The organism is Oceaniglobus sp. K40-3, assembly GCF_055808395.1.
In genome coordinates, this window is sequence record NZ_JBVVRW010000004.1 from 290,697 (window position 1) to 311,043 (window position 20,347).

At 61.8% G+C, this 20,347-nt stretch carries 19 protein-coding genes and 1 pseudogene; 11 read left to right on the forward strand and 9 right to left on the reverse strand.

What is annotated here, in order from left to right; all coding sequences use genetic code 11:
* The first annotated feature begins 51 nt into the window (after positions 1–51).
* Positions 52–2,154 (forward strand): 3-hydroxyacyl-CoA dehydrogenase NAD-binding domain-containing protein, encoded by a 2,103-nt coding sequence (locus AC0L7P_RS20810; RefSeq protein ID WP_473436026.1) that lies wholly within the window; start codon positions 52–54, stop codon positions 2,152–2,154.
* On the opposite strand, the gene AC0L7P_RS20815 is transcribed toward AC0L7P_RS20810, so the two are convergent.
* Complete coding sequence (locus tag AC0L7P_RS20815) at positions 2,151–2,612, reverse strand: Lrp/AsnC family transcriptional regulator (RefSeq protein WP_473436027.1); 462 nt, start codon at positions 2,610–2,612, stop codon at positions 2,151–2,153. The two genes, AC0L7P_RS20810 and AC0L7P_RS20815, sit on opposite strands and share 4 nt — an antisense overlap.
* A 94-nt stretch (positions 2,613–2,706) precedes the next feature.
* Between AC0L7P_RS20815 and AC0L7P_RS20820 the strand changes: the two genes are divergently transcribed.
* Positions 2,707–4,155 (forward strand): aminotransferase class V-fold PLP-dependent enzyme, encoded by a 1,449-nt coding sequence (locus AC0L7P_RS20820; RefSeq protein WP_473436028.1) that lies wholly within the window; start codon positions 2,707–2,709, stop codon positions 4,153–4,155.
* A 335-nt stretch (positions 4,156–4,490) separates the two neighbouring features.
* Here the strand turns inward: AC0L7P_RS20820 and AC0L7P_RS20825 are convergent, their stop codons facing one another.
* From AC0L7P_RS20825 to AC0L7P_RS20845, 5 genes are read right to left on the reverse strand one after another with little or no spacing between them, the layout of a single operon-like run.
* Positions 4,491–4,964, reverse strand: a complete 474-nt coding sequence (locus AC0L7P_RS20825; RefSeq protein WP_473436029.1) for an amidohydrolase family protein — start codon at positions 4,962–4,964, stop codon at positions 4,491–4,493.
* Positions 4,964–5,389 (reverse strand): amidohydrolase family protein, encoded by a 426-nt coding sequence (locus AC0L7P_RS20830; protein WP_473436030.1) that lies wholly within the window; start codon positions 5,387–5,389, stop codon positions 4,964–4,966. Before AC0L7P_RS20830 ends, AC0L7P_RS20825 begins: the two co-directional genes overlap by 1 nt.
* 43 nt (positions 5,390–5,432) lie before the next feature.
* Positions 5,433–6,179 (reverse strand): SDR family NAD(P)-dependent oxidoreductase, encoded by a 747-nt coding sequence (locus AC0L7P_RS20835; RefSeq protein WP_473436031.1) that lies wholly within the window; start codon positions 6,177–6,179, stop codon positions 5,433–5,435.
* Complete coding sequence (locus tag AC0L7P_RS20840; protein ID WP_473436032.1) at positions 6,176–7,246, reverse strand: Gfo/Idh/MocA family protein; 1,071 nt, start codon at positions 7,244–7,246, stop codon at positions 6,176–6,178. The genes AC0L7P_RS20835 and AC0L7P_RS20840 overlap by 4 nt, the downstream gene beginning before the upstream one ends.
* Positions 7,243–8,259, reverse strand: a complete 1,017-nt coding sequence (locus AC0L7P_RS20845; protein WP_473436033.1) for a LacI family DNA-binding transcriptional regulator — start codon at positions 8,257–8,259, stop codon at positions 7,243–7,245. Before AC0L7P_RS20845 ends, AC0L7P_RS20840 begins: the two co-directional genes overlap by 4 nt.
* Positions 8,260–8,398: 139 nt before the next feature.
* Here AC0L7P_RS20845 and AC0L7P_RS20850 point away from each other — a divergent pair, with 139 nt between their 5' ends.
* From AC0L7P_RS20850 to AC0L7P_RS20890, 9 genes and pseudogenes are all read left to right on the forward strand, one after another.
* A complete protein-coding gene (locus AC0L7P_RS20850; RefSeq protein WP_473436034.1) occupies positions 8,399–9,712 on the forward strand; it encodes an ABC transporter substrate-binding protein in 1,314 nt (437 codons plus the stop codon).
* A 22-nt stretch (positions 9,713–9,734) separates the two neighbouring features.
* Positions 9,735–10,622 carry a carbohydrate ABC transporter permease gene (locus AC0L7P_RS20855; RefSeq protein WP_473436035.1) on the forward strand — a complete coding sequence of 296 codons (888 nt, stop codon included), beginning with the start codon at positions 9,735–9,737 and terminating at the stop codon, positions 10,620–10,622.
* A complete protein-coding gene (locus AC0L7P_RS20860; RefSeq protein ID WP_473436036.1) occupies positions 10,619–11,476 on the forward strand; it encodes a carbohydrate ABC transporter permease in 858 nt (285 codons plus the stop codon). The genes AC0L7P_RS20855 and AC0L7P_RS20860 overlap by 4 nt, the downstream gene beginning before the upstream one ends.
* Positions 11,473–12,624, forward strand: a complete 1,152-nt coding sequence (locus AC0L7P_RS20865) for a mandelate racemase/muconate lactonizing enzyme family protein (protein ID WP_473436037.1) — start codon at positions 11,473–11,475, stop codon at positions 12,622–12,624. Before AC0L7P_RS20860 ends, AC0L7P_RS20865 begins: the two co-directional genes overlap by 4 nt.
* A gap of 3 nt (positions 12,625–12,627) precedes the next feature.
* On the forward strand, positions 12,628–13,686 hold the full coding sequence (locus AC0L7P_RS20870) for an ABC transporter ATP-binding protein (RefSeq protein ID WP_473436038.1): 1,059 nt from the start codon (positions 12,628–12,630) through the stop codon (positions 13,684–13,686).
* 3 nt (positions 13,687–13,689) lie between these two features.
* A pseudogene (locus AC0L7P_RS20875) lies at positions 13,690–14,415 on the forward strand (enolase C-terminal domain-like protein); the annotation flags it as partial.
* A 10-nt stretch (positions 14,416–14,425) separates the two neighbouring features.
* A complete protein-coding gene (locus tag AC0L7P_RS20880) occupies positions 14,426–14,854 on the forward strand; it encodes an enolase C-terminal domain-like protein (protein ID WP_473436039.1) in 429 nt (142 codons plus the stop codon).
* Positions 14,851–15,159, forward strand: a complete 309-nt coding sequence (locus AC0L7P_RS20885) for an L-rhamnose mutarotase (protein WP_473436040.1) — start codon at positions 14,851–14,853, stop codon at positions 15,157–15,159. The genes AC0L7P_RS20880 and AC0L7P_RS20885 overlap by 4 nt, the downstream gene beginning before the upstream one ends.
* A gap of 10 nt (positions 15,160–15,169) precedes the next feature.
* Positions 15,170–16,045 (forward strand): dihydrodipicolinate synthase family protein, encoded by an 876-nt coding sequence (locus AC0L7P_RS20890; RefSeq protein WP_473436041.1) that lies wholly within the window; start codon positions 15,170–15,172, stop codon positions 16,043–16,045.
* A gap of 480 nt (positions 16,046–16,525) precedes the next feature.
* Here AC0L7P_RS20890 and AC0L7P_RS20895 read toward each other — a convergent pair whose 3' ends face one another.
* Genes AC0L7P_RS20895 through otnI form a run of 3 tightly spaced genes read right to left on the reverse strand, consistent with a single transcriptional unit; the run spans position 16,526 to position 20,317 of the window.
* On the reverse strand, positions 16,526–18,622 hold the full coding sequence (locus AC0L7P_RS20895) for a beta-galactosidase (protein WP_473436042.1): 2,097 nt from the start codon (positions 18,620–18,622) through the stop codon (positions 16,526–16,528).
* A gap of 40 nt (positions 18,623–18,662) precedes the next feature.
* A complete protein-coding gene (locus AC0L7P_RS20900) occupies positions 18,663–19,535 on the reverse strand; it encodes a 2-hydroxy-3-oxopropionate reductase (RefSeq protein ID WP_473436043.1) in 873 nt (290 codons plus the stop codon).
* Entirely contained in the window at positions 19,532–20,317 is a 786-nt protein-coding gene (otnI, locus tag AC0L7P_RS20905; RefSeq protein ID WP_473436044.1) for a 2-oxo-tetronate isomerase, read from the reverse strand. Before otnI ends, AC0L7P_RS20900 begins: the two co-directional genes overlap by 4 nt.
* Positions 20,318–20,347 lie beyond the last annotated feature (30 nt).

Here is a 20,347-nt window from a genome sequence, read left to right on the forward strand (position 1 = left end):
CGCGCCCCGCTGAAAGAAGCCAAATCGCAGGTTCACCAAAATGGGTGCAATATGACGGAAGGTACGGATATGACGGTCAACACCAGCGTTGCGGACGGTATCGGGTTGATCGCACTGAACAATCCGCCGGTGAATGCCCTTGGCGCCCCGGTGCGACAGGGGTTGGCCGGGGCAATTGCGGCCCTGAACGCCGATCCGGCGGTGCGCGTCATCGCCATCTATGGCGAAGGGCGGGCATTGTCGGCGGGGGCGGATATTCGTGAATTCGGCAAACCCCCGGTTTCGCCGCGCCTGCCCGATGTATTCGACCGGATCGAAGCGAGCGAAAAACCGGTGATCGCGGTGATCCACGGCCCCACTTTTGGCGGTGGGCTTGAACTGGCGCTGGCCTGCCATGGGCGGGTCGGCCTGCCCGGTGCGCGCCTTGGCCTGCCCGAGGTGACACTGGGGCTTATCCCCGGCGCGGGCGGCACACAGAGGTTGCCGCGCCTGATTGCGCTGGACAAGGCCATCGAAGTTATCAGCACGGGCCGCCCCCTGTCTGTGGATGAGGCGGTGAAACTGGGGATTGTGGATCGCATGGGTGAAGGCACCCCGCGCGCCGCCGCCCTTGCCGCTGGCGCTGCGGTGCTGGACGGATCTTTCCCCACGCGCCGCACCGGCGACATCATCATCGACCCCGATACAGGCGGTATTGCCGCCGCAACAGAAAGGTTGCGCAACAAACGCCCGTCATTGGCCGCGCCAATCAAGGCGGTCGCGGCCATCGCCCAAGTCGGCAAACCGATTGCCGAGGGGTTGAAGGGCGAACGCACGCTGTTCCTGGAACTGATGGACAGTCCTGACCGGCAAGGGTTGATCCATGCCTTCAACGCCGAACGCGCGGTCAAACGCATCCCCGAAGCCGGGGCCACGCCCCGCCAGATTGAAACGGCAGGGGTGATTGGTGGCGGCACCATGGGTGTGGGGATTGCCACGGCGCTGATACAGGCGGACATCCCCGTGACCCTGATCGAAACAGCACCCGACCGGGCCGCGGCGGCACAGGCCGCTGTGACAAAAAATCTGGAAGGTGCGGTCAAACGCGGCAAGATCACGGCCCAGGATCGCGACCGGCTGTTGGCGACGCTAAGCGCCACAACCGAGTTGGCGCGCCTTGCCAGTGTCGATCTGGTGGTCGAAGCGGTGTTCGAGGACATCACCGTGAAGGCTGACATTTTCGGCAAGCTGGACCGGATCTGCAAACCCGGTGCAGTGTTGGGTACCAATACATCCTATCTTGATGTGAACGAAATTGCCGCCATGACCACGCGTGCCAAGGATGTGATCGGCCTGCATTTCTTTTCCCCCGCCCATATCATGCGATTGCTTGAGGTGGTGGTGGCCGACAAAACCGCCCCCGATGTGGTTGCCACCGCATGGGAGCTGGCGCGCCGGATGAAAAAGGTCGCCGTGCGGTCGGGGGTTTGCGACGGGTTTATCGGCAACCGCATTCTGGCCCATTACCGCAAGGCGGCAGACTACATGCTGCTTGACGGGGCATCGTTTGAACAGATTGACGGCGCGCTTGCGGATTTCGGCTTTGCCATGGGGCCGTTTGCCGTGGCTGATCTGGCGGGGCTTGATATTGGCTGGGCCACGCGCAAGCGCAAGGCGCCAACCCGCCCTGGGGCCGAACGGTATATCGCCATTGCCGACCGGATTTGTGAACAGGGCTGGTTTGGGCGCAAGACGGGGCGGGGGTATTACCTTTATGACGATCCGAAAAACCGCGTGCCCAACCCCGATGCCGTGGCCATCGTGAACGCCGAACGCGCCGCGCAGGGGGTTTCGCCCCGCGCCTTTGGTGATGATGAAATCGTCGCCCGCTATATGACCGCGATGATAAACGAGGCGGCGCGCGTGGTGGACGAAGGCATTGCCCTGCGCCCGGTGGATGTTGATGCGGTTTTCTTGTTTGGATACGGGTTTCCGCGCCATCTGGGCGGGCCGCTGAATTATGCCGACAGGATCGGCGCGGCGGCCTTGATTGAACGGATCGAAACCTATGCCAAAGACGACCCCCATTACTGGCAGGTGCCAGCCCTGATGCGTGACCTTGCCGAAACCGGGCGCAGCTTTGGCGATCTGAACGCGGATGCCCCTGCGCCTTAACCCAGGTGCAGGGGGCGGTTTTCCAAAATCGTTTCCATGGCGAACAGCCCGGTGACCGTTTCCAGATCAACCTTGGCGGTCAGGGCCTGATACACCTTGTCATAACCCGCCATGGAGGTTGTCACGACCTTGATCAGGTAATCCCAATCACCGCCAATGCGGTGAACATCGGTGATTTCCGGGATGCTGGCCACATGTTTGCGGAATTCCCGCATCCAGCCTTCGCTGTGTTGACGGGTGCGGATCATCATGAACACCGTCAGGTCAAACCCGATCAGGGCGGTGTTCAACCGGGCGTGGGTGCCTTCGATCACGCCCAGTTCGTTCAGACGTTTGATTCTGCGCCAGCAGGCGTTTTGCGACAACCCGACATCCTGCGCCACCTCGCGTTGCGACAACCCGCCATTCTTTTGCAAGACGGTTAAAATTTTGCGGTCGATGTGATCAATTTCAATCATATGACCCAATATTACAGGGAATAGCGCAAAATCAAGGGAACATTGCTGACTTCACGGGGGTTATAATCACGGGGACAGCAAGAGTGAGCCTAAAATGACCCAGCCCAACAGCCCGAACCTTTTTGATCGCTTCCGCGCCACGCTCAGAACCGAGAACCCGGTGAAGGATCTGAGCGCAGGTCTGATCGGGCACGATGCCGTTGTTGACGGGCCGCTGGGAAAGAAACCGCTGATCTATGCCGATTATGTCGCCTCGGGGCGCGCCTTGCGCCAGATCGAAGATTTCGTGCTGACCGAACTGTTGCCGTTCTACGCCAACAGCCACACCGAGGCGTCCTATGTCGGTGGCATCATGACCCGTCTGCGCCGCGAAGCGCGCGATATTATCCGCGCCGAATGCAACGCCTCGCAGGATCATGCGGTGATCTTTACCGGCTCTGGCGCGACGGCGGGGATCAATCGCCTTGTTCACCTTCTCGGGCTGGCCGATATGGTGGCGACGGGAAAATCCCCTGTGGTTCTGATCGGCCCTTACGAACATCACTCGAACATCCTGCCCTGGCGCGAAAGCGGCGCCGAGGTGATCGAGGTGCCAGAGGCCGAATGTGGCGGCCCCTGCCTGAGCAAACTGGCCGAAACCCTGGCCGAGGTTCAGGGCCGGCCGGTGATCGGCGCGTTTTCGGCGGCGTCGAATGTGACCGGGATCGTCACCGATATCGTCGCGGTCAGCCGGATGTTGAAATCCGCAGGCGCCACCGTGATCTGGGATTTCGCCGGTGGTGCGCCCTATCTGCCCATTGATCTGTCCCCGGCACAGGATGCGCTGATTGATGCGGTTGTCCTGTCGCCCCATAAATTTGTCGGGGGTCCGCAGGCCTCGGGCGTGTTGATTGTGCGCCACGACGCGGTTTTGGCCGATAAACCCATGCTGCCTGGCGGCGGAACCGTGCGCTTTGTTTCCCCCACAAGCCATGATTATTCCGGCAATGTGGAGGCCCGCGAAGAGGCCGGAACGCCCAATGTCATCGGTGATCTGCGTGCCGCCCTGTGTTTTCTGGTCAAGGCCGCGATCACGCAGGAATATATCACCGCGCGCAACCGTGAGAATTGCGCCAAAGGCATGCAGGCCTGGGGCAATCACCCCGGCATCGAATTGCTTGGCAATGTCACCTGTGAGCGTCTGCCGATTTTTTCGTTCCGCCTGCGGGATGGCAAAGGGGGCCATGTGCATCAACAGCTTGTCACCCGCCTGTTGTCCGATTGCTTTGGCATTCAGGCGCGCGGCGGCTGTGCCTGTGCGGGGCCCTATGTCCATCGCGTGCTGGGGATTGACGGCAGTGCGTCAGAGCATATGCGCGCCGAAATCCTTGCCGGGCACGAAATTGAAAAACCCGGCTTTGTGCGCCTGAATTTCAGCTTTCTCGCCACGGATGACGAAGTTGCAACGATTCTGCGATCGGTGCTGGAACTGGCCGATAGCGCGGCAGAGCATGTCGCCGCCTATACCTGTGACCCGGCCACCGCAATCTTTACCCCGGCGTGAACAGGCACCAAGATGACCGGTTTTGGAATGCATGGTATTTTTATAATCCGTCTTATGTTAATAATGACAACGCAGGCATGATCTCGAACGTCGAGGGCGAACCATGGCAAGGAAGAGGTTCAAAACCTTCCCACTCTGCTCCTTTTACGTTGATATTGCCGAGCAACAGAAGGCCAAAGCTACGCGCAGCGGTGGCCACATAGACGACGGGGCGCGGCGAACATTCGGCTGCTTTACCGCAGATATCGCACATCAATGGAAACAGAGAGCTGTTGCGGCATCCGTCTTCGACAGCAGACTCTGACCGCAGGTAGCACCCTGCCGTCATCGGAACGTCAGGACAGACCATAGATGCGCCGGGCGGTGCCGGCGAATATCTGATCAAGCTGACCATGCGGCAGATCGTCAAGGATCGTGGCCAGGATTTCGATCTGGCGGGGAATGGTGCAATGCAAGGGTTCGATCGGCGCGTTGCTTCCGTACATCAGCCGGGCCGGGCCTAGCCGGGTACAGGCGGTGCGCACAAAGGGCGTCAGGCGTTCGGCGTTCCAGGCGCGGTCGATGGTCCACAGGCCAGACAGCTTCATTGCAATATTCGGGTGCGGGGCGATGGCGGCGATTCCCTTCTCCCACGGGTCGCGCGTTTCGGGTTCGGCGGTGCCAAGGTGGTTGATGACGATCTGAAGCGTGGGGAACCGCGCCGCAAGCGTGGCAACCTCGGGCAGTTGATCGGGAACCACCACCAGATCCAGCGAGAGGCCAAGACCGGGCAACAGGGCAGCAGAGGTCAGAAAGGCGTCTTCGCCCATCACTCCCGGCCGGTCGGCAAAACAGAACCGCCCCGAAGAATGCCAGGACACCGGCGCGCGCACCCCCGGGCAATCGCAAACCCGGCATTCGCGGCCAGAACGCCGGGGGCGGCGCTGCTGGCAAGGTCGGCATGAAAAACCGCGGCATCAGGGGCGCCTGTTGTCTGCGCCAGATCGCTGAGCCATGCCGTTTCGGCCACGGGATCGGCGGCGCCACATTCGGCCTGAACGTGAACCGTCTGCACCACTGCCATGTTTCCGGTGGCACGACGGTAATCACCGGGCAGATAATCGCGCTTGATCGCCGAATGATCGCCAAAGGGGCGCGGCGGCGCCCCGGGCGCCAGCCAAGTGTAGGGAAAACGGCCGATCTGCCACAGATGATGGTGCGCATCGACGATCTGCGCCGGGGTGTAGGGGGCCATGGATCAGCCCCCGGACCGGCAGAATTGTTTGCCCCGATGGTGGTCAATATGTGGCCCGCCCGCCCGACAGATCGAAGGTGGCACCGGTGGTAAAGCTGTTTTCCGGGGTGCAAAGCCAGACGATCATCGATGCCGCCTCGTCCAGCTCCAGGAACCGGCCACGGGGGATCTTGCTCAGCATATAGTCGATATGCTCTTGCTTCATCTGGTCGAAAATCCGGGTGCGGGCGGCGGCGGGGGTGACACAGTTCACCGCTATGTTCTTGCCGGCCAGTTCCTTGCCCAGGGATTTGGTCAACCCGATCACCCCGGCCTTGGAGGCCGAATAGGCCGAGGCGTTGGGGTTGCCTTCCTTGCCCGCAACCGAAGCAATATTGACGATGCGACCATAATCCTGTGCCTCCATCCCGGCCACGACCACCTTGTTGACCATGAAAGCGCCGGTCAGGTTGATGGCGACGATTTTCTGAAATTCGGCGACCGGGTAATCGGCAACGGGGGCATTGGCCCCGGCAATCCCGGCAGAATTGACCACGATATCGACCCGCCCAAAGGTGTCGATGGTTCTGGCATAGGCGGCCTGAACGCTGTCCCAATCGGACACGTCGCATTTCACGGCAACCGATCCGTTGTTCAGGGTGTCGGCGGTGGTCTGTGCCAACGCCTCGTCCATATCCCAGAGCGCGACACGCACGCCTTTTTGCGCCAGTTGCGCGGCAACGGCGCCGCCGATGCCCTGTGCGCCGCCGGTGACGATGGCGATCTGCCTGTTGAAATCCGGTATGTTCATTCTGATGTTTCCTTGGATGTGATATCAATGTTCTGCCCATCGGCCCGCGCCGATGCGACCAGCGCGTGCAGGGTTTCGACGGCCTTTGCCCCGATGGCGCCGCCGCTTTCGTTGCTGCCCCGCCCCAGCGCCAGATCGACCAGCGCGTTCGCCGGGCCTTCGCAGCTGTAAAACCAAGCGCCCTTGGGCACCTCGGCCTCTTCGCGGGTGCCGCCGGGCAGTTTCAGGATCAGGCGTTCGGTTTCAATATCCAGCAACACCGAACCGCCCTCGCCATAGATTCGCAGATCTACCTCAAATCCGTGGCCATCCGGCACACCGCAGGTGCCCGAAAACACGCCCGTCGCTCCGCCTTCGAACCGGGCAACGGCGGCATCGTGCAGATCGACACCATTTTCGGCGTTCAGGGTCTGCGCCCGCACCGAACCGACCCGCAGGTCAGTCAGCCAGAACAGCAGGCCCAATGCATGGCTGAGCTGCCCATAGGCATAGCCACCCCCGGCATCGGCATTCTGCCAGGTTTCGGCCTGGGGCTGAATCTTGACATGCGCCCACCGCCCGGCACCGCCGCTGCCCGCAAAGACCGACCGCGTGAATGACCCCATGTGGCAGACCACATGTTCAATCCGCCCGATCCGTTCGATCATCGCGCGGGCATCTGACAGGCCGGGCTTGTAGTGCCAGCCATAGGACACCACCAGTTCGCGCCCGACAGCGCGCGCCTTTTCCACCAGTTCCCAGGCCTGAACCGGATCAAGACACATCGGCTTTTCCACCAGAACGTGACAGCCCTTGTCGAGAAAGGCCATCGCCTGTTCGTAATGCAGGTGATGGGGCGTTGCGATCACCGCGATGTCGATGTCGCGCGCCAGCACATCGCGCCAATCCTCGGCCCCGAACTCAAAGCCGAACTCCTCCTTGATCAGCTTCAGGGGCTCGGCCCCACGCCGGCAGACACTGTCCAGCACCACCTCGGGGCGGGCGGCCAGCACCGGAATATGGACGCGATAGGCGAAATGCCCGGCGCCGATCACGGCGGCGCGGATGGGTTTCTGTGTGGCAGTCATGCGCTTTCCCTTATCATCAGATCGAAACCGACATCCTGAATGGCGTCGGAGATTTCATTTCCGGCCAGCCGGTCCAGCACCATGCGCGCGCTGCGCTCGCCGATCTCGCGCGCCTTGATCTGCACCGTGGTCAGCGGAACGGGCAACAGGGCCGACAGGTTCAGATCGCCAAACCCTGCAATGGCCACATCGCCAGGCATGGACACCCCGCGCGACATGCAGGCCATCACCGCGCCAAGGGCCGGGATTTCCGCCTGAAAGAACACCGCGTCGGGCCTGACCGGGCCATCCAGAAGGCGGTTCATCGCTGCGCCGCCGCTTTGCATCGTGGTCGGGTTGGGCACGGAAACGATGAAATCGTCGCGCACACTGCGCCCCGCCTCGGCCATGGCCGACAGAAAACCGGCGTGGCGATCCACCGCCTGGTCGTTGTTTTCAAAGGCACCGCCCACCAGGGCGATTTCGCGATACCCGCGCTTGATCAGATAGCGGGTCATTTCGGCCGCGGCGGCAAAGTTGTCATAGCCCACGGTCAAATCGATGGGCGTGCGCCGGGTGTTCCAGGTCTCCACTACGGGACCGTCGAACGCCTGGAGCAGTTTCATGCAGGCGGGGGAATGGGTGAACCCCGTAACGATGATCGCATCCGCCTGGCGGGCGATGAAGGTGCGCACCGCCTCGGCCTCAAGATCGACAGAGCGTTCACTGACCCCCAGCAACATCTGCACATTGTCCCGGTGCAGCGCCCCGGCAACGCCCTGTGCAAAATCGGCAAAAAGCGAACTGGTCAGAATCGGAACCACAACGCCGATCATCCCGGTCCGGTTCGATACCAGCGACCGCGCTGTCAGGTTGGGAACATAGCCGATATCATCGATCGCCTTCATCACCTTGGCCCGCGTGGCGGGCTGCACAGTGTCGGGAAGGCGCAACGCCCGCGACACGGTAATCAGCGACACGCCCGAGGCGGCCGATACATCCTTGAGCGTCACCTTTCGCTTTTTATCGGTCATATGGCGCCCCTGACGCTTTTGCTTCGAACCCGTTGACATACGAATATCATTACGCTAACTCCGGTGCAACAGCATATGACATTCGTATGTCATTTCTGTTCCCCGGCCTGTCGGGGACATCTCATGGGAGGAAAGACTGATGAAAACTGATATTGGCCGCCGCGGCTTCCTTGCCGGCACGACAGCGCTTCTGGCGCTTGCGACAACCTCGATTCCGGCCCGTGCCGCATCGGGCGCGCTTTCGGTCTGGAAATTCGGCGGTACCCCCGCCGAGGTAGAGGCATGGCCCGCCGCAAACGACAAGTTTCTGGCCGCCAACCCCGACATCGACCTGAACTATTCGTTCTTCAACGGCCAGATCCGCCGCCAAAAGATCCTGGCCGGGTTCCAGACCCGCAAGCTGGCCGATGTCATCATTGCTTTCGGCCAGGACATCCCCGAATTTGCCGGATTCGGCATGATCCAGCCGCTGGACGACATCGCCGGTGACAAGCTGGAGGGGTGGAAAGACCGCATCGTTCCCGAAGTCCTGTCCTCGGGCATGCACGAGGGCAAGCTGTATGGCCTGCCCACCTATGTCGACATGGCCACCTTCATCGCCATCGACACCGACGCGATGAAAGAGGCCGGATACGACCGCCCGCCCGAAACCTGGAGCGAGCTGCGTGAATATGCCAAAAAGCTGACCACCGCCGATCGTCCGGGCATCGCCTTTCCGGCCACCACCGCCCCCGTCGACATCAACATCTTTGAAGGTATCGCCTATGCCAACGGCGGGCGGATCTTTGACGAGGAAACCGGCAAGGTCACGCTGAACGACGCGGGCGTCGTCGATGCCTTGCAACTCTATGCCGATCTGATTGCGGATGGGTCCACCCCTTCGGGCAACTCGATGACCGAAACCAACTTCCGTGACACGGCACAGCTTTTTGGCCAGAAACGCGCCGCCATGTGGATCGGCCTGTCGTGGCTGAACACCCCATGGGGTGTGATGGAGGGCATGAACTGGGCCGGCGCCCCCTTCCCGCGCCCCGATCAGCCCAGCGGCGCCTTTCCGCCCGTCGCCGCACTGATGGACGGGACCGCCGTTCTGATGGTGTCCAGCCGCAGCGAGAACCCCGAAGCCGCGATCGAATATCTGGATTTCTGGTCGCAGGACGAACAGTTGAACACCTGGGGCGGCAACCCAGAGATCGCCCGGGTTCCGGCCGGCAAAAGCGCCTGGAGCGAAAAGGGCCTGGCCGAGGCATGGCCCGCCTGGGTTGAATCCTACAACGCCGGCACGCTGTTTGACGGCGCCGAACCGATGCCACGATTCATCGGCGTTTCGGCTGTTGAAGCTGCGCTGGCAACGGCCATTCAACAGGTGGTTCTGGGGCAGAAAACCCCGCAAGAGGCCGCCGACGAGGCAACCCTGGCCGCACAGGCGCAAATCGACCTGCTGCGCGGCTGATCGGCCCGGAAAGGATAATGATATGAACCGTCGCAGCGATACATGGCTCGCCTATTTTATGATACTGCCCGTCGTTGCGGCGGTTCTGGCCTTTGTCATCGGCCCGACATGGGATGTCGGCACCCTGTCCCTGACCCGTGTTGTCATGGGGCAGGAACGGGGCTTCGGCACCCTGTCCAACTTTCAGGCGCTGTTCGCCGATCCGGTGTTTCCCACCGTGGTCAAGAACACCGCGATCTGGATTCTCGGCGGCACGATCCTTTGCGTGATGACAGGGCTTGCCGTCGGCCTGTTCCTGGCCATCGATTCGAGAATGACCATGGGGTTGCGTGCCATCATCCTGTTGCCCTGGGTTCTGCCCGACGTGGTGACGGCGATGGCCTGGAAATGGATGCTGCACGGCCAGGTGGGCGTCATCGGCGACTATTTCTCGCGGCTGGGGCTGACCGATGGGGCGATTTCGTTTCTCGGCAACCCCGACCTTGTGATGTGGATGCTGGTGATCGTGCTGATCTGGCGCAAGATGCCGCTGGTGGCGCTGATCCTCTGTGCTGCGATCCGTTCGGTGCCGTCCGAACAGCTTGAGGCGGCGCGCATGGATGGCGCCAACGGCTGGCACCGGTTCCGGTTCGTCATCGTGCCCAACATCGCGTTCTCGCTGACAGCCGTGACCGTGATTTCGATGATCTGGATCACGGCGGAATTCACCCTGCCGTGGGTGATGACAGGCGGTGGTCCGGCAAACTCCAGCCAGATCATGTCAACCTATATCTATCAACAAAGCTTCCAGTTCTTCAACTGGGGCGTCGGCTCGGCCATGTCGGTGGTGAACCTGGGGTTCCTGATGACGGTGGTTGGCCTTTACCTTTACATCAACCGTCGGTCCTGGGCCGCAGGAGGTAATTCATGAATCCGCAGCCACGCCCGCTTTACTGGATCGGCCTGTCCGTCTTTGGCCTGGTGATTGCCGTCTATGTGCTGTTTCCAATCTTCTGGCTGATCCTCGCCTCGTTCAAGACAACCGGCGAACTGGCCTCACTGCCGCTGACCTTCTGGCCCGTCGCCCCCACGATCGAGGCTTATACGGCCCTGTTCGACACCACGTCGCAGTCCAGCCAGCTTCTGAACTGGCCACGGTTGATTTCAAACAGCGTTCTGGTGTCGGTCAGTTCGACCCTCATCGTGCTGATCTTCGGCACCCTGGCCGGATACGCCTTCAGCCGGATCAGGTTTCCGGGCCGCGATCTGATCCTGGGCGGTTTGCTGATCAGCCGGATGTTTCAGGGCGCGGCGCTGCTTTTGCCGACCTACCGGTTGATGAACAACCTTGGCCTGCAAGACAGCCTTCTGGGCCTGACCCTGCTTTATTCCGCCTTTGGCCTGCCCTTTGCCACCTGGATCATCGCGTCTTCCTTACGCGAAATCCCGTTCGAGCTTGAGGAATCCGCGATGATGGACGGGGCGTCGCGCCTGCAATGCATGATCAAGATCGTGCTGCCGCTGGCCACGCCTGCGCTGATCACCGCCGCGATGTGGCATTTCGTCGGCGCCTGGAGCGAATTCGCCTTCGCCTCGATCCTGATGGAATCCGCCGAAAGCAAGACGGTAACCATCGGCCTGGCCAGTTTTGTCGAACTGTTCACCATCGAATTCAACCGCGTCGGCGCCGCCGCCAGCCTTGTCGCCATGCCGATCATGTTGGTCTTCTTCTTCGGCCAACGCTATTTCACACGCGGCCTTCTGGCCGGGGCGGTGAAAGGATGAAGATCACCTCCATCCAGGCCCGCGCCGTCGACATGGGCTTTCAGGCGCAAAAACTGCAAACCACGCGCGTTGCCTCGCCCATGTCGCGGTTTCCGCAGTTCGGTGAAAAGCGATCCAGTTGGATGTGGCCGACCAAGAAGGTGTTCGTGCGGATTGAAAGCGACGACGGCCTTGTCGGTTGGTCCGCCACCAACGGCGGCGAGATCGTGGCGATGATCGTCAACGAACACCTGTCGCGCCTTCTGGACGGGGTCGAGGTCACGGACATCTCCGAGGTCTGGGACCAGATGTTCTTTTCGCTGCTGCCTTGTGACAGGTCCGGCTTTCCGATGATGGCGATTGCGGGCATCGACATCGCCCTCTGGGATCTGAAGGCAAAGACCGCAGGCAAATCGCTGGTCGATCTGCTGGGCGGGGCGAAAACCCCCGATCTGGCCGTCTATTGCACCACCCCACAGCCCGAGGCGCACAGCGGCGACGATTGGTGGGGCATCAAGGCCGCCATGCCGTTTGAACCCTCGTCGGGCAATCAGGGGCTGGCCGGGAACGTGACATACATCGCCCAGTTCCGCGATGTGGCCGGCAAGGGGCGCGTCATGCTTGACAGCTTCATGGCCTGGGATGCCGACTATACCCTGCGCTTTGCCGAGGCGGCGCGCGATCTGGATGTTTACTGGATCGAAGACCCGCTGCCGCCCTATGATCTGGACGGGCTGCGCCGCATCCGCGCCAAAGCGGGCAGCGACATTCGCCTTGCGCTGGGGAATTTTTGTTTCAACCGCTGGGATTGCGGTGAACTGCTGCGCGAAAACCTGTGCGATCTGCTGCAACCCGATGTGGCCTGGGCCGGGGGCATCACCGAGGTGCTGCGCATTCTCGACATGGCAGCCGAAAAATCGGTGCCGGTGATCTTGCACAACACCTGCGAACAGCCCTGGGCGCTGGCCCTTGCCGCCGCACGCCAAACCGACGCGGTGGTTGAATACGTTGATCGCGGCGAAACCTCGCCCTTGTACGAACTGACCGGCCCGCGCGCCCGGATCACCAAGGGCCGCGTCGCGGTGCCAACCGCGGGAAACTGCCCACCCACCCATATTTCGGCACTTTTCGACGGCCAAACCGCCCGTCACAGCCAAAGCAGGAGCTAACCCATGGGGTCTGTCACACTTCGCAATATCCGCAAATCCTATGGCCCGGTCGAGGTGCTGCATGGCATCGATCTTGATGTGGCCGATGGTGAATTCGTCGTTCTTGTCGGCCCGTCCGGCTGTGGAAAATCCACGCTTCTGCGCTCGCTTGCCGGGTTGGAGACAATCAGCGCCGGCGACATTTCGATCAACGACAAGGTGATCAACGGGCTGGAGCCCAAGAACCGCGACATCGCCATGGTGTTCCAGAACTATGCCCTTTACCCGCACATGAAGGTGTCGGAAAACATGGCGTTTTCCCTCAAGCTGAACAAGGTTCCCAAGGACGAGATCGAACGCAAGGTTGCCAAGGCAGCCGATATCCTCAGCCTGACGGCGATGCTTGACCGCTATCCCAAGCAGCTTTCGGGCGGGCAGCGCCAACGGGTTGCCATGGGCCGGGCCATCGTGCGCGACCCCAAGGTGTTTTTGTTCGATGAACCGCTGTCAAACCTGGATGCGAAACTGCGCGTCCAGATGCGGTCGGAAATCAAGGAGCTGCACCAGCGCCTTGGCACCACCATCGTCTATGTCACCCACGACCAGATCGAGGCGATGACCATGGCCGACAAGATCGTGGTGATGAAGGATGGCCACGTCGAACAGATCGGCGCGCCGCTTGATCTGTATGACACGCCCGCCAACCTGTTCGTGGCGGGGTTCATCGGCTCGCCCTCGATGAATTTCATGACCTGCACCGCCAAGGCGGGCAAGGCGGTTCTTTCCAACGGTCAGGCCCTTGGCCACGCCCCCGAAGGGTTGCGCGAGGGGCAGATCTTTACCGCCGGGGTGCGGCCCGAACATTTCGTCATCGGCGGCGGCACGCTTGATGCGCCTGTCACCCTTGTCGAACCGACGGGCGCGGAAATCCAGTTCACCGTCGATATCGCGGGCGGGCATGCCCTGATCACCACGCGCGACCGGGTGACGGCGCGGGTCGGCGACACCCTGAGCCTTTCGGTCGAGCCGGGCAAGCTACACGCCTTCGATCCCAAAACCGGCGCACGCCTTGGCGGGGCGTAAGCCATGAAGATCACCGATGTCCGCGTCGTCACCTTCCGCACCCATGCGGACCGGTGGGACATCGGCCACGCCCGCCTGTTGCCAAACGCCGAGGTCACGCAGACCATCACCTGTATCGACACCGACGCGGGGCTTTCGGGCTATTTCCTGGGCGGCGGCAAGCATGGCGATCAGGACGGGCTGAACGTGGTCGAGGCCGGGCTGCTGACCGGGCGGATCAAGGCGCTGCTGCTGGGGCAAGACCCGTTCGACCGCGAGATGATCTGGAAATGGCTTTGGGTCGCCAACATCCCCGAGGTCGTCGCCTCGGTCGTCGATCTGGCGCTGTGGGATCTGGCGGGGCGCGCCTTTGGCCAACCGGCCTACAAGGTGATGGGCGGTGCGCGCGACCGGGTGAAATGCTATGCCTCGACCTATCCCAATATCGGCGCTCCGCAGGTCTATGCAGATCACGCGCTGGACTGTCAGGCCCAGGGATACACCGCCTACAAGATCCACCCCCATTACTTCTGGAACCCCGAAACCGGCACGCCCACGCCGGGCCGCCCCTCGAACATCAAGGCCGATATCGAAACTTGCCGCCTGGTACGCGAGGCGGTCGGGCCTGACATGGTTCTGATGTACGACGTCTGGGGCACCTATCACACGCTGGAAGAAACCATAAAGGTCGGGCGCGAACTGGAGAAGCTGGATTTCTACTGGTTTGAACACCCGATGCCGGAATATCGCGTGGAAAGCTATGTGCGCCTGTGCCGCGAGCCTGTCGATCCCGATCCTGGCGCCCGAAATCGCCGCCGGGGGCGTGTTCACCCGCGCCGAATGGATTTTGCGCGGCGCGAGCGACATGAGCCGGATGGACGTGCGGCGCGGCGGTCTGACCGGATGCCGCAAAACGGCGGTGGTCTGCGAGGCTTACGGCATCAAATGCGAAATCCACATGGCCGGCTGGGGCAATCTTCAAGCCATGGGCGCCACATCCGAAGATACCAGCGAATACTATGAAAAGGGTCTGCTCGCGCCCGGCGTCGACTACGACGCGCCCCACCCCTATCTGCGCGCCAACTGCGACCCGATGGACAGTGACGGCATGGTCACCCTGCCCACAGGCCCGGGCATGGGGTATGACATCATCTGGGATTACATCGACGACAACGTGATTATCCGATGACGCGCCGCGCCTGGATCATGACCCTGAAACCGGGCTGCGAGGTCGAATACAAGGCCCGCCACGATGCCATATGGCCCGAAATTCTGAACCAGATGCGCAGGGCGGGCGTGTCGCGGTTCACCATCCACCGTCACGGTCTGACCCTGTTCGCGGTGCAGGATCGCGCTGGCCCGCCGCCGGGCGAACCCGATCCGGTGATGTGGCAATGGTGGGCCCACATGGCGCCGCTGATGGAGGTTCACCCCGACACACGCCCGATCCAGACTGATCTGGAAACAATGTTCGATTTCAACGCTTCACCCTGACGAGGTTCCCATGGAAAACCCCGATTTCACCGGCATCATCCCGATTCTGGTCACCCCTTTCGACGGCAGGAACCGTATCGACGCCGACAGCCTGCAATCGCTGATCGAATTCAACATCGACGCGGGCGTGCATGGCCTGGGCATCGCCATCGGCAGCGAGCCTTACAAGATGGACACGACCGAGCGGGACGAGATCCTGTCGCTGACGGTCAAGGCCGTGAATGGCCGCGTGCCGGTGGTGATGAACGTTTCGGCGCAGGGGACCGACCTGACCGTGGCCCATGCCCGCCGCGCGACCGAGCTTGGCGCCGACGCGCTGATGCTGTTTCCGCCGTCCTTCATGCCGACCGGCCCGGACAGCGGCGTGGAATGTTTCGAGTCCGTGGGCCGCGCGACCCCCCTGCCCCTGATCCTTCAGGATGTGATGCAAGGCCCGATCCCCGCCGGGATGGCCCGCGCGGTCAAGGCCCGCTGTCCCACGGCGCGGGCGATCAAGGTTGAAACCATGCCGACCGTCGCCCAAGTGGGCGCGATGGCCGCGCAGGTCGCGGACACCCTGACCGTGATCGGCGGGCTGGCGGGCAGCTACATGATCGAGGAATTCCGCCGTGGCGCCCGTGGCACAATGCCGTTTTGCAGCCAGCCCGCCGCATTCGTCGCGGTCTGGGATCACCTGCTGGCGGGAAACGAAGCGGCAGCGCGCGAGGTGTTCGATCATGAGATCATGGCGATCAACCGCCTTGGCGCGCAGCAGCACGATCTGTTCTATCATGTGCACAAGCAGATGCTGGTCAGGAAGGGTGTCATCGCCCGGGCAGATGTGCGCGCACCCACCGCCCTGCCCGACAGGATCACGCAGGGCGAAATTGACGCGCTGATCGGCTGAGGCCTATGGCTCCCGTACCTTGATGATCCGCCGGGCCGCAGAACGGTGACCAGCGGGCGGTGGCGCAACATTTCCGGTCTCTGGGGGCTGGTATGTGGCAGCGTTATCAGGTGGTTGCGGCGCGTCATCGACAAGAGCGCCGCCAACCTGGCGGGGCCGCCGGGGATAAACGTGACCCCGAAATTCAACGGCGTTCACGGCAGCATCGGGGTTCAACAGGATAAATACCCCAGCAACGCCGCGAAAGCGGCGCGAACCTGGCATTTATGGACATCATTGGCCGTCAACTCCTTAAAACGCCCTCGTGTCGGCTCGCGGCAGATGGCCCATCACTTGCCCAAATCAGCACTGGTGCGCCGACCTCATCTATCCCCCTTGCGGCGCGGGTTCCTCTGGCCCCTGGCCCCATCGTCGTTTACACGCATTCGACTATCAGGCCAGCACCAAACGCCCCGGCGCCGGGCCGGGGCAAAGTGGGCGTTACAGCTCCAGGATCACGGCATCCCGGCCCGGAACTTCTCCTGTCCGGGCATCGCCCCACGCGGCGGGGTTGGCCGCAACAAGAGGCTTTCCGTCAATGACAACACTGACCTTCTGCGCCTCGGGCGTGGGATTGATCAGCCAAAGAAAACGCCGCGTCCCATCACTGTGCAGACGTCCCTGCACCGCATGATTTCCGGTCTGAACGGCAGGGATAATTCCCGCCCATTCGATACAGGCGCGGAACCACGCCCCGGCACCTTCTGCACCGGCGTCAAGATCGCGGAAATGACCGGCTGAAACATGGGTTCCGACCAGCAGGGTCTGCCCTTCGCCATGGGCAGAGGTTGTGATCGCCACGCGCCCATCGTCGAATTGGCCCAGAACCTTGGCGCCATCTGCCTGATACGACTGCAAGAACCCGCCACCGCGCAGTACCGCACCGTCAAGTGACAAGCGGATTCGGTCGGCGATGTCGGGCATGAATTCAACCTCATGCTCGGTGACGCCAAAGACCTTATCAAGCCCGTTATTCGGTTGCTGCACCCCCACATGGCCGTTATCGCCAAAATAACCCGGGCAGGCCTCGCTGATCAGACGTCCACCGGCGGCCACCCATTTGGCCAGCCGTCGGGCCAGTTCGGCGGGCATCATGATCGGATATGGCGCATAAAGCACATCGTATTTTTCAATATCCGCATCGTGCACCCAATCGACCTGCACCCCCAAATCGAAAAACCCGCGATAAGCGCCCCACATCGCATCCTGATAGGTGGTAAACCCACCCTGGCTGGACAAAAGAAGGTCGAACCGCTGCGCCTCGGGGATCATCAACAGGCCGATATCACCGCGCACCGGAGTGGCGGCCATCAGGGCCGATTGTTCGGGGGCATTGGCCCAGCGGCCAATTTTCGCCTGCATCTCGGACCGGGGGGTACGGCTGCCATCCATCCCATAGGCACCGAAAGCACCAAACAGCGGCCCGTCCAGCAACGGGCGATACCGCAGGTTCATCATCCCTCGTGCCCCCGCCGAAAATGAGGCAAGCGACCACAGGCGCAAATCCTCAGGGGTTGCGACCCGCGCATCGTCCTTGTCGCGGCCCAGAACCTGTGGCTGCATCCACAGCGGCCCACCTTGACGTTCGGCGTGCCAGAACGGTTTGCCCCGCGCCGCACCCCGGATCAGATCACCGGCAAAGAAATTGCGCCACGGCTGATTGCCCTTGCGCGCCGCGATCCAGGTATAGCCATAAATTTCAACCTGTTCCGCCGCCCGCCAATCGTTGCACCCATGCCCGGCCATGGCAGAGACACCACCTGCAATCCCGTGTGAGATGATCCTGGCATCCGGATCGGTTGCGCGGATCGTTGCAATCTTGTCATCCACGTGACCGTAAAAATTGTCTTCGCGAAATTTCAACCAGTCGAGACATTCCGCGTACGGCTGAATCTGGCGGGGCGGCATGATGTCATCCCATTCGGCATAGGAATAGCGATGCCAGACCTGCGCCAGCGCATCGAGCGTGCCGTATTTTTCCTTCAGCCAAACCCGGAACGCCGCCGCCGTCGGATCACAAAAATCGTAGGCGGGCATATAATTCATCTCGTTATTGACATCATAGCCCAAAAGGCCCGGATGCCCGCGATAGCGGCTGGTCATTTCCGAAAGAAACCCCATCACCGCCTCATGCACCTCGGGCGCGTTCAGCGTCAGCGGCCCCGCGCCGCCCAATCCTTCGCCAAAGCCACCGACGGCAACCGAAGGGCTGTGCTGCGACGCCATGAACCGCCCGTCTGCCGTGCGCATGCGGGCATGGTTCAGCTTGCGCTGAAGCCAGTCCGGCGATGCCATGGTGAATTCAGCAATGACCGTGGCCATGCCATTTTCGGCGGCAAGGTCCAGCTGCCGGTCGCAATCATCCCAGTCGTATTTGCCCGGAGCCCGTTCGATTGCGGACCACATGAACCAATGACGAAAGGTGTTCAGGCCATCGCTCGAGGCGATACCGTAATCCCGCGTCCAATCTTCGCGCGGTGGGTTCGATTTTCGGAAATAGACCGCCCCATAAGGGACTTGAGCAAGCTTTGCGGGCATGGAGTATCCTTTCGGCCTGAAAACCGGGCCTGATTTTGTGTTATTGAGCGATAGCGAGTGTTTGCAGGTTTCGGATCAGGGCCGCGTGATCGAGCCCGCCGTCCCCCCGTCCGATGGCGGCGCTCATCATCTGATGAACCACCGCAGTGTTGGGCAAGGCCAGATCAAGGGCGCGGGCCGCATCGACGGCCAGCCCCATATCCTTGCGATGCAGTTCAAGCCGAAACCCGGGGGCAAACGCCGCGTCGATCATCCGCGCGCCGTGAACTTTCAGAATCGTGCTGTCGGCAAAACCACCCATCAGCGCCTCGCGCACCTTGGCGGGGTCTGCACCGGCGCGTTCGGCCAGGAACAGCGCCTCAGCCACCGCCTCGATCGTAAGGCCGACGATGATCTGGTTGCAGACCTTGGCCGTCTGTCCGTCGCCTGCCGGGCCAATATGGGTGATCCGCTGACCCATGATCTCAAGGATCGGCGCGGCGCGGGCAAAGGCGGTTTCGCTGCCGCCAGCCATGATGGTCAGAGCCGCGTTTTTGGCCCCCGCTTCGCCGCCCGACACTGGCGCATCCACCCAATCGCCGCCCAGATCAGTAATCCGCCGTGCGAACTCCTTGGTCGCGACAGGGGAAACCGAACTCATGTCGATCACCAGCGCGCCCTTTTGCAAGGCAGAGCCCACACCGGTTTCACCGAACAGCACCTGTTCGACATCCGGTGTGTCGGGCAACATCAAAATCACGACCTCGGCAGCGGCCGCGACCTCGGCCGCACTGTTCATGGCAATGCCGCCCGCCTGAACCAGATCCTGTGATGCCGGTTTGACCCGGTGCAGATACACCTCATGCCCGGCGGCAATCAGGTGCCCTGCCATGGGCCGCCCCATGACGCCCAATCCGATAAACCCGATTTTCATGTGATGTCTCCGATATTTGTCATCCAGCCAAGCCCTGCAGACGTGTCGGCGCGGGGTTTGTATTCACAGCCCACCCAGCCGTCATAGCCAAGGCGATCAAGGCACCGGAACAGAAAGGGATGGTGGATTTCGCCGGTTCCCGGTTCGTGTCGGCCAGGGTGATCGGCGATCTGGACATGGGCGATCCGGCGCTGATGCCGTTCAAACGTCGGGATCAGATCACCCTGCATAATCTGCGCATGATAAAAATCGTATTGCAGCCAAAGGTTCGGATCGCCCACTGCGTCAATGATGCGCAGCGCGTGATCGACACGGGCACAGTGAAAGCCGGGGATGTCGCGGCTGTTCACCGGTTCAAGCAACAACCGCACCCCCGCCGCGGCCATGCGCGGTGCGGCATAGGCCAGATTTTCGATCATCGTGGCGTCAAGCTGCGCCGGGTCTGCCCCCTCGGGCGCAATACCGGTCAGACAGTTGATCTGATTGCAGTTCAGTGCCTTGGCATATTGCAACGCCGTATCGACACCGGCCCGAAATTCATCCACCCGGTCCGGCAGACACAGCATGCCCCGCTCACCCGCCGCCCAGTCGCCCGAGGGAACATTGAACAGAACCTGGGTCAGACCGGCATCAGTGAGCGCGGCGGCAATATCCGCCTCGGGATGGTCATAGGGGCCGAGGTATTCCACCCCGCTAAACCCGTCCGCAGCAGCAGCCGCGAAGCGATCCAGAAACGGATGCTCGGTGTAAAGCATCGACAGATTGGCGCAGAATTTTGGCATCATATCCTCGTGTCGGAAATCGGAAAGGTG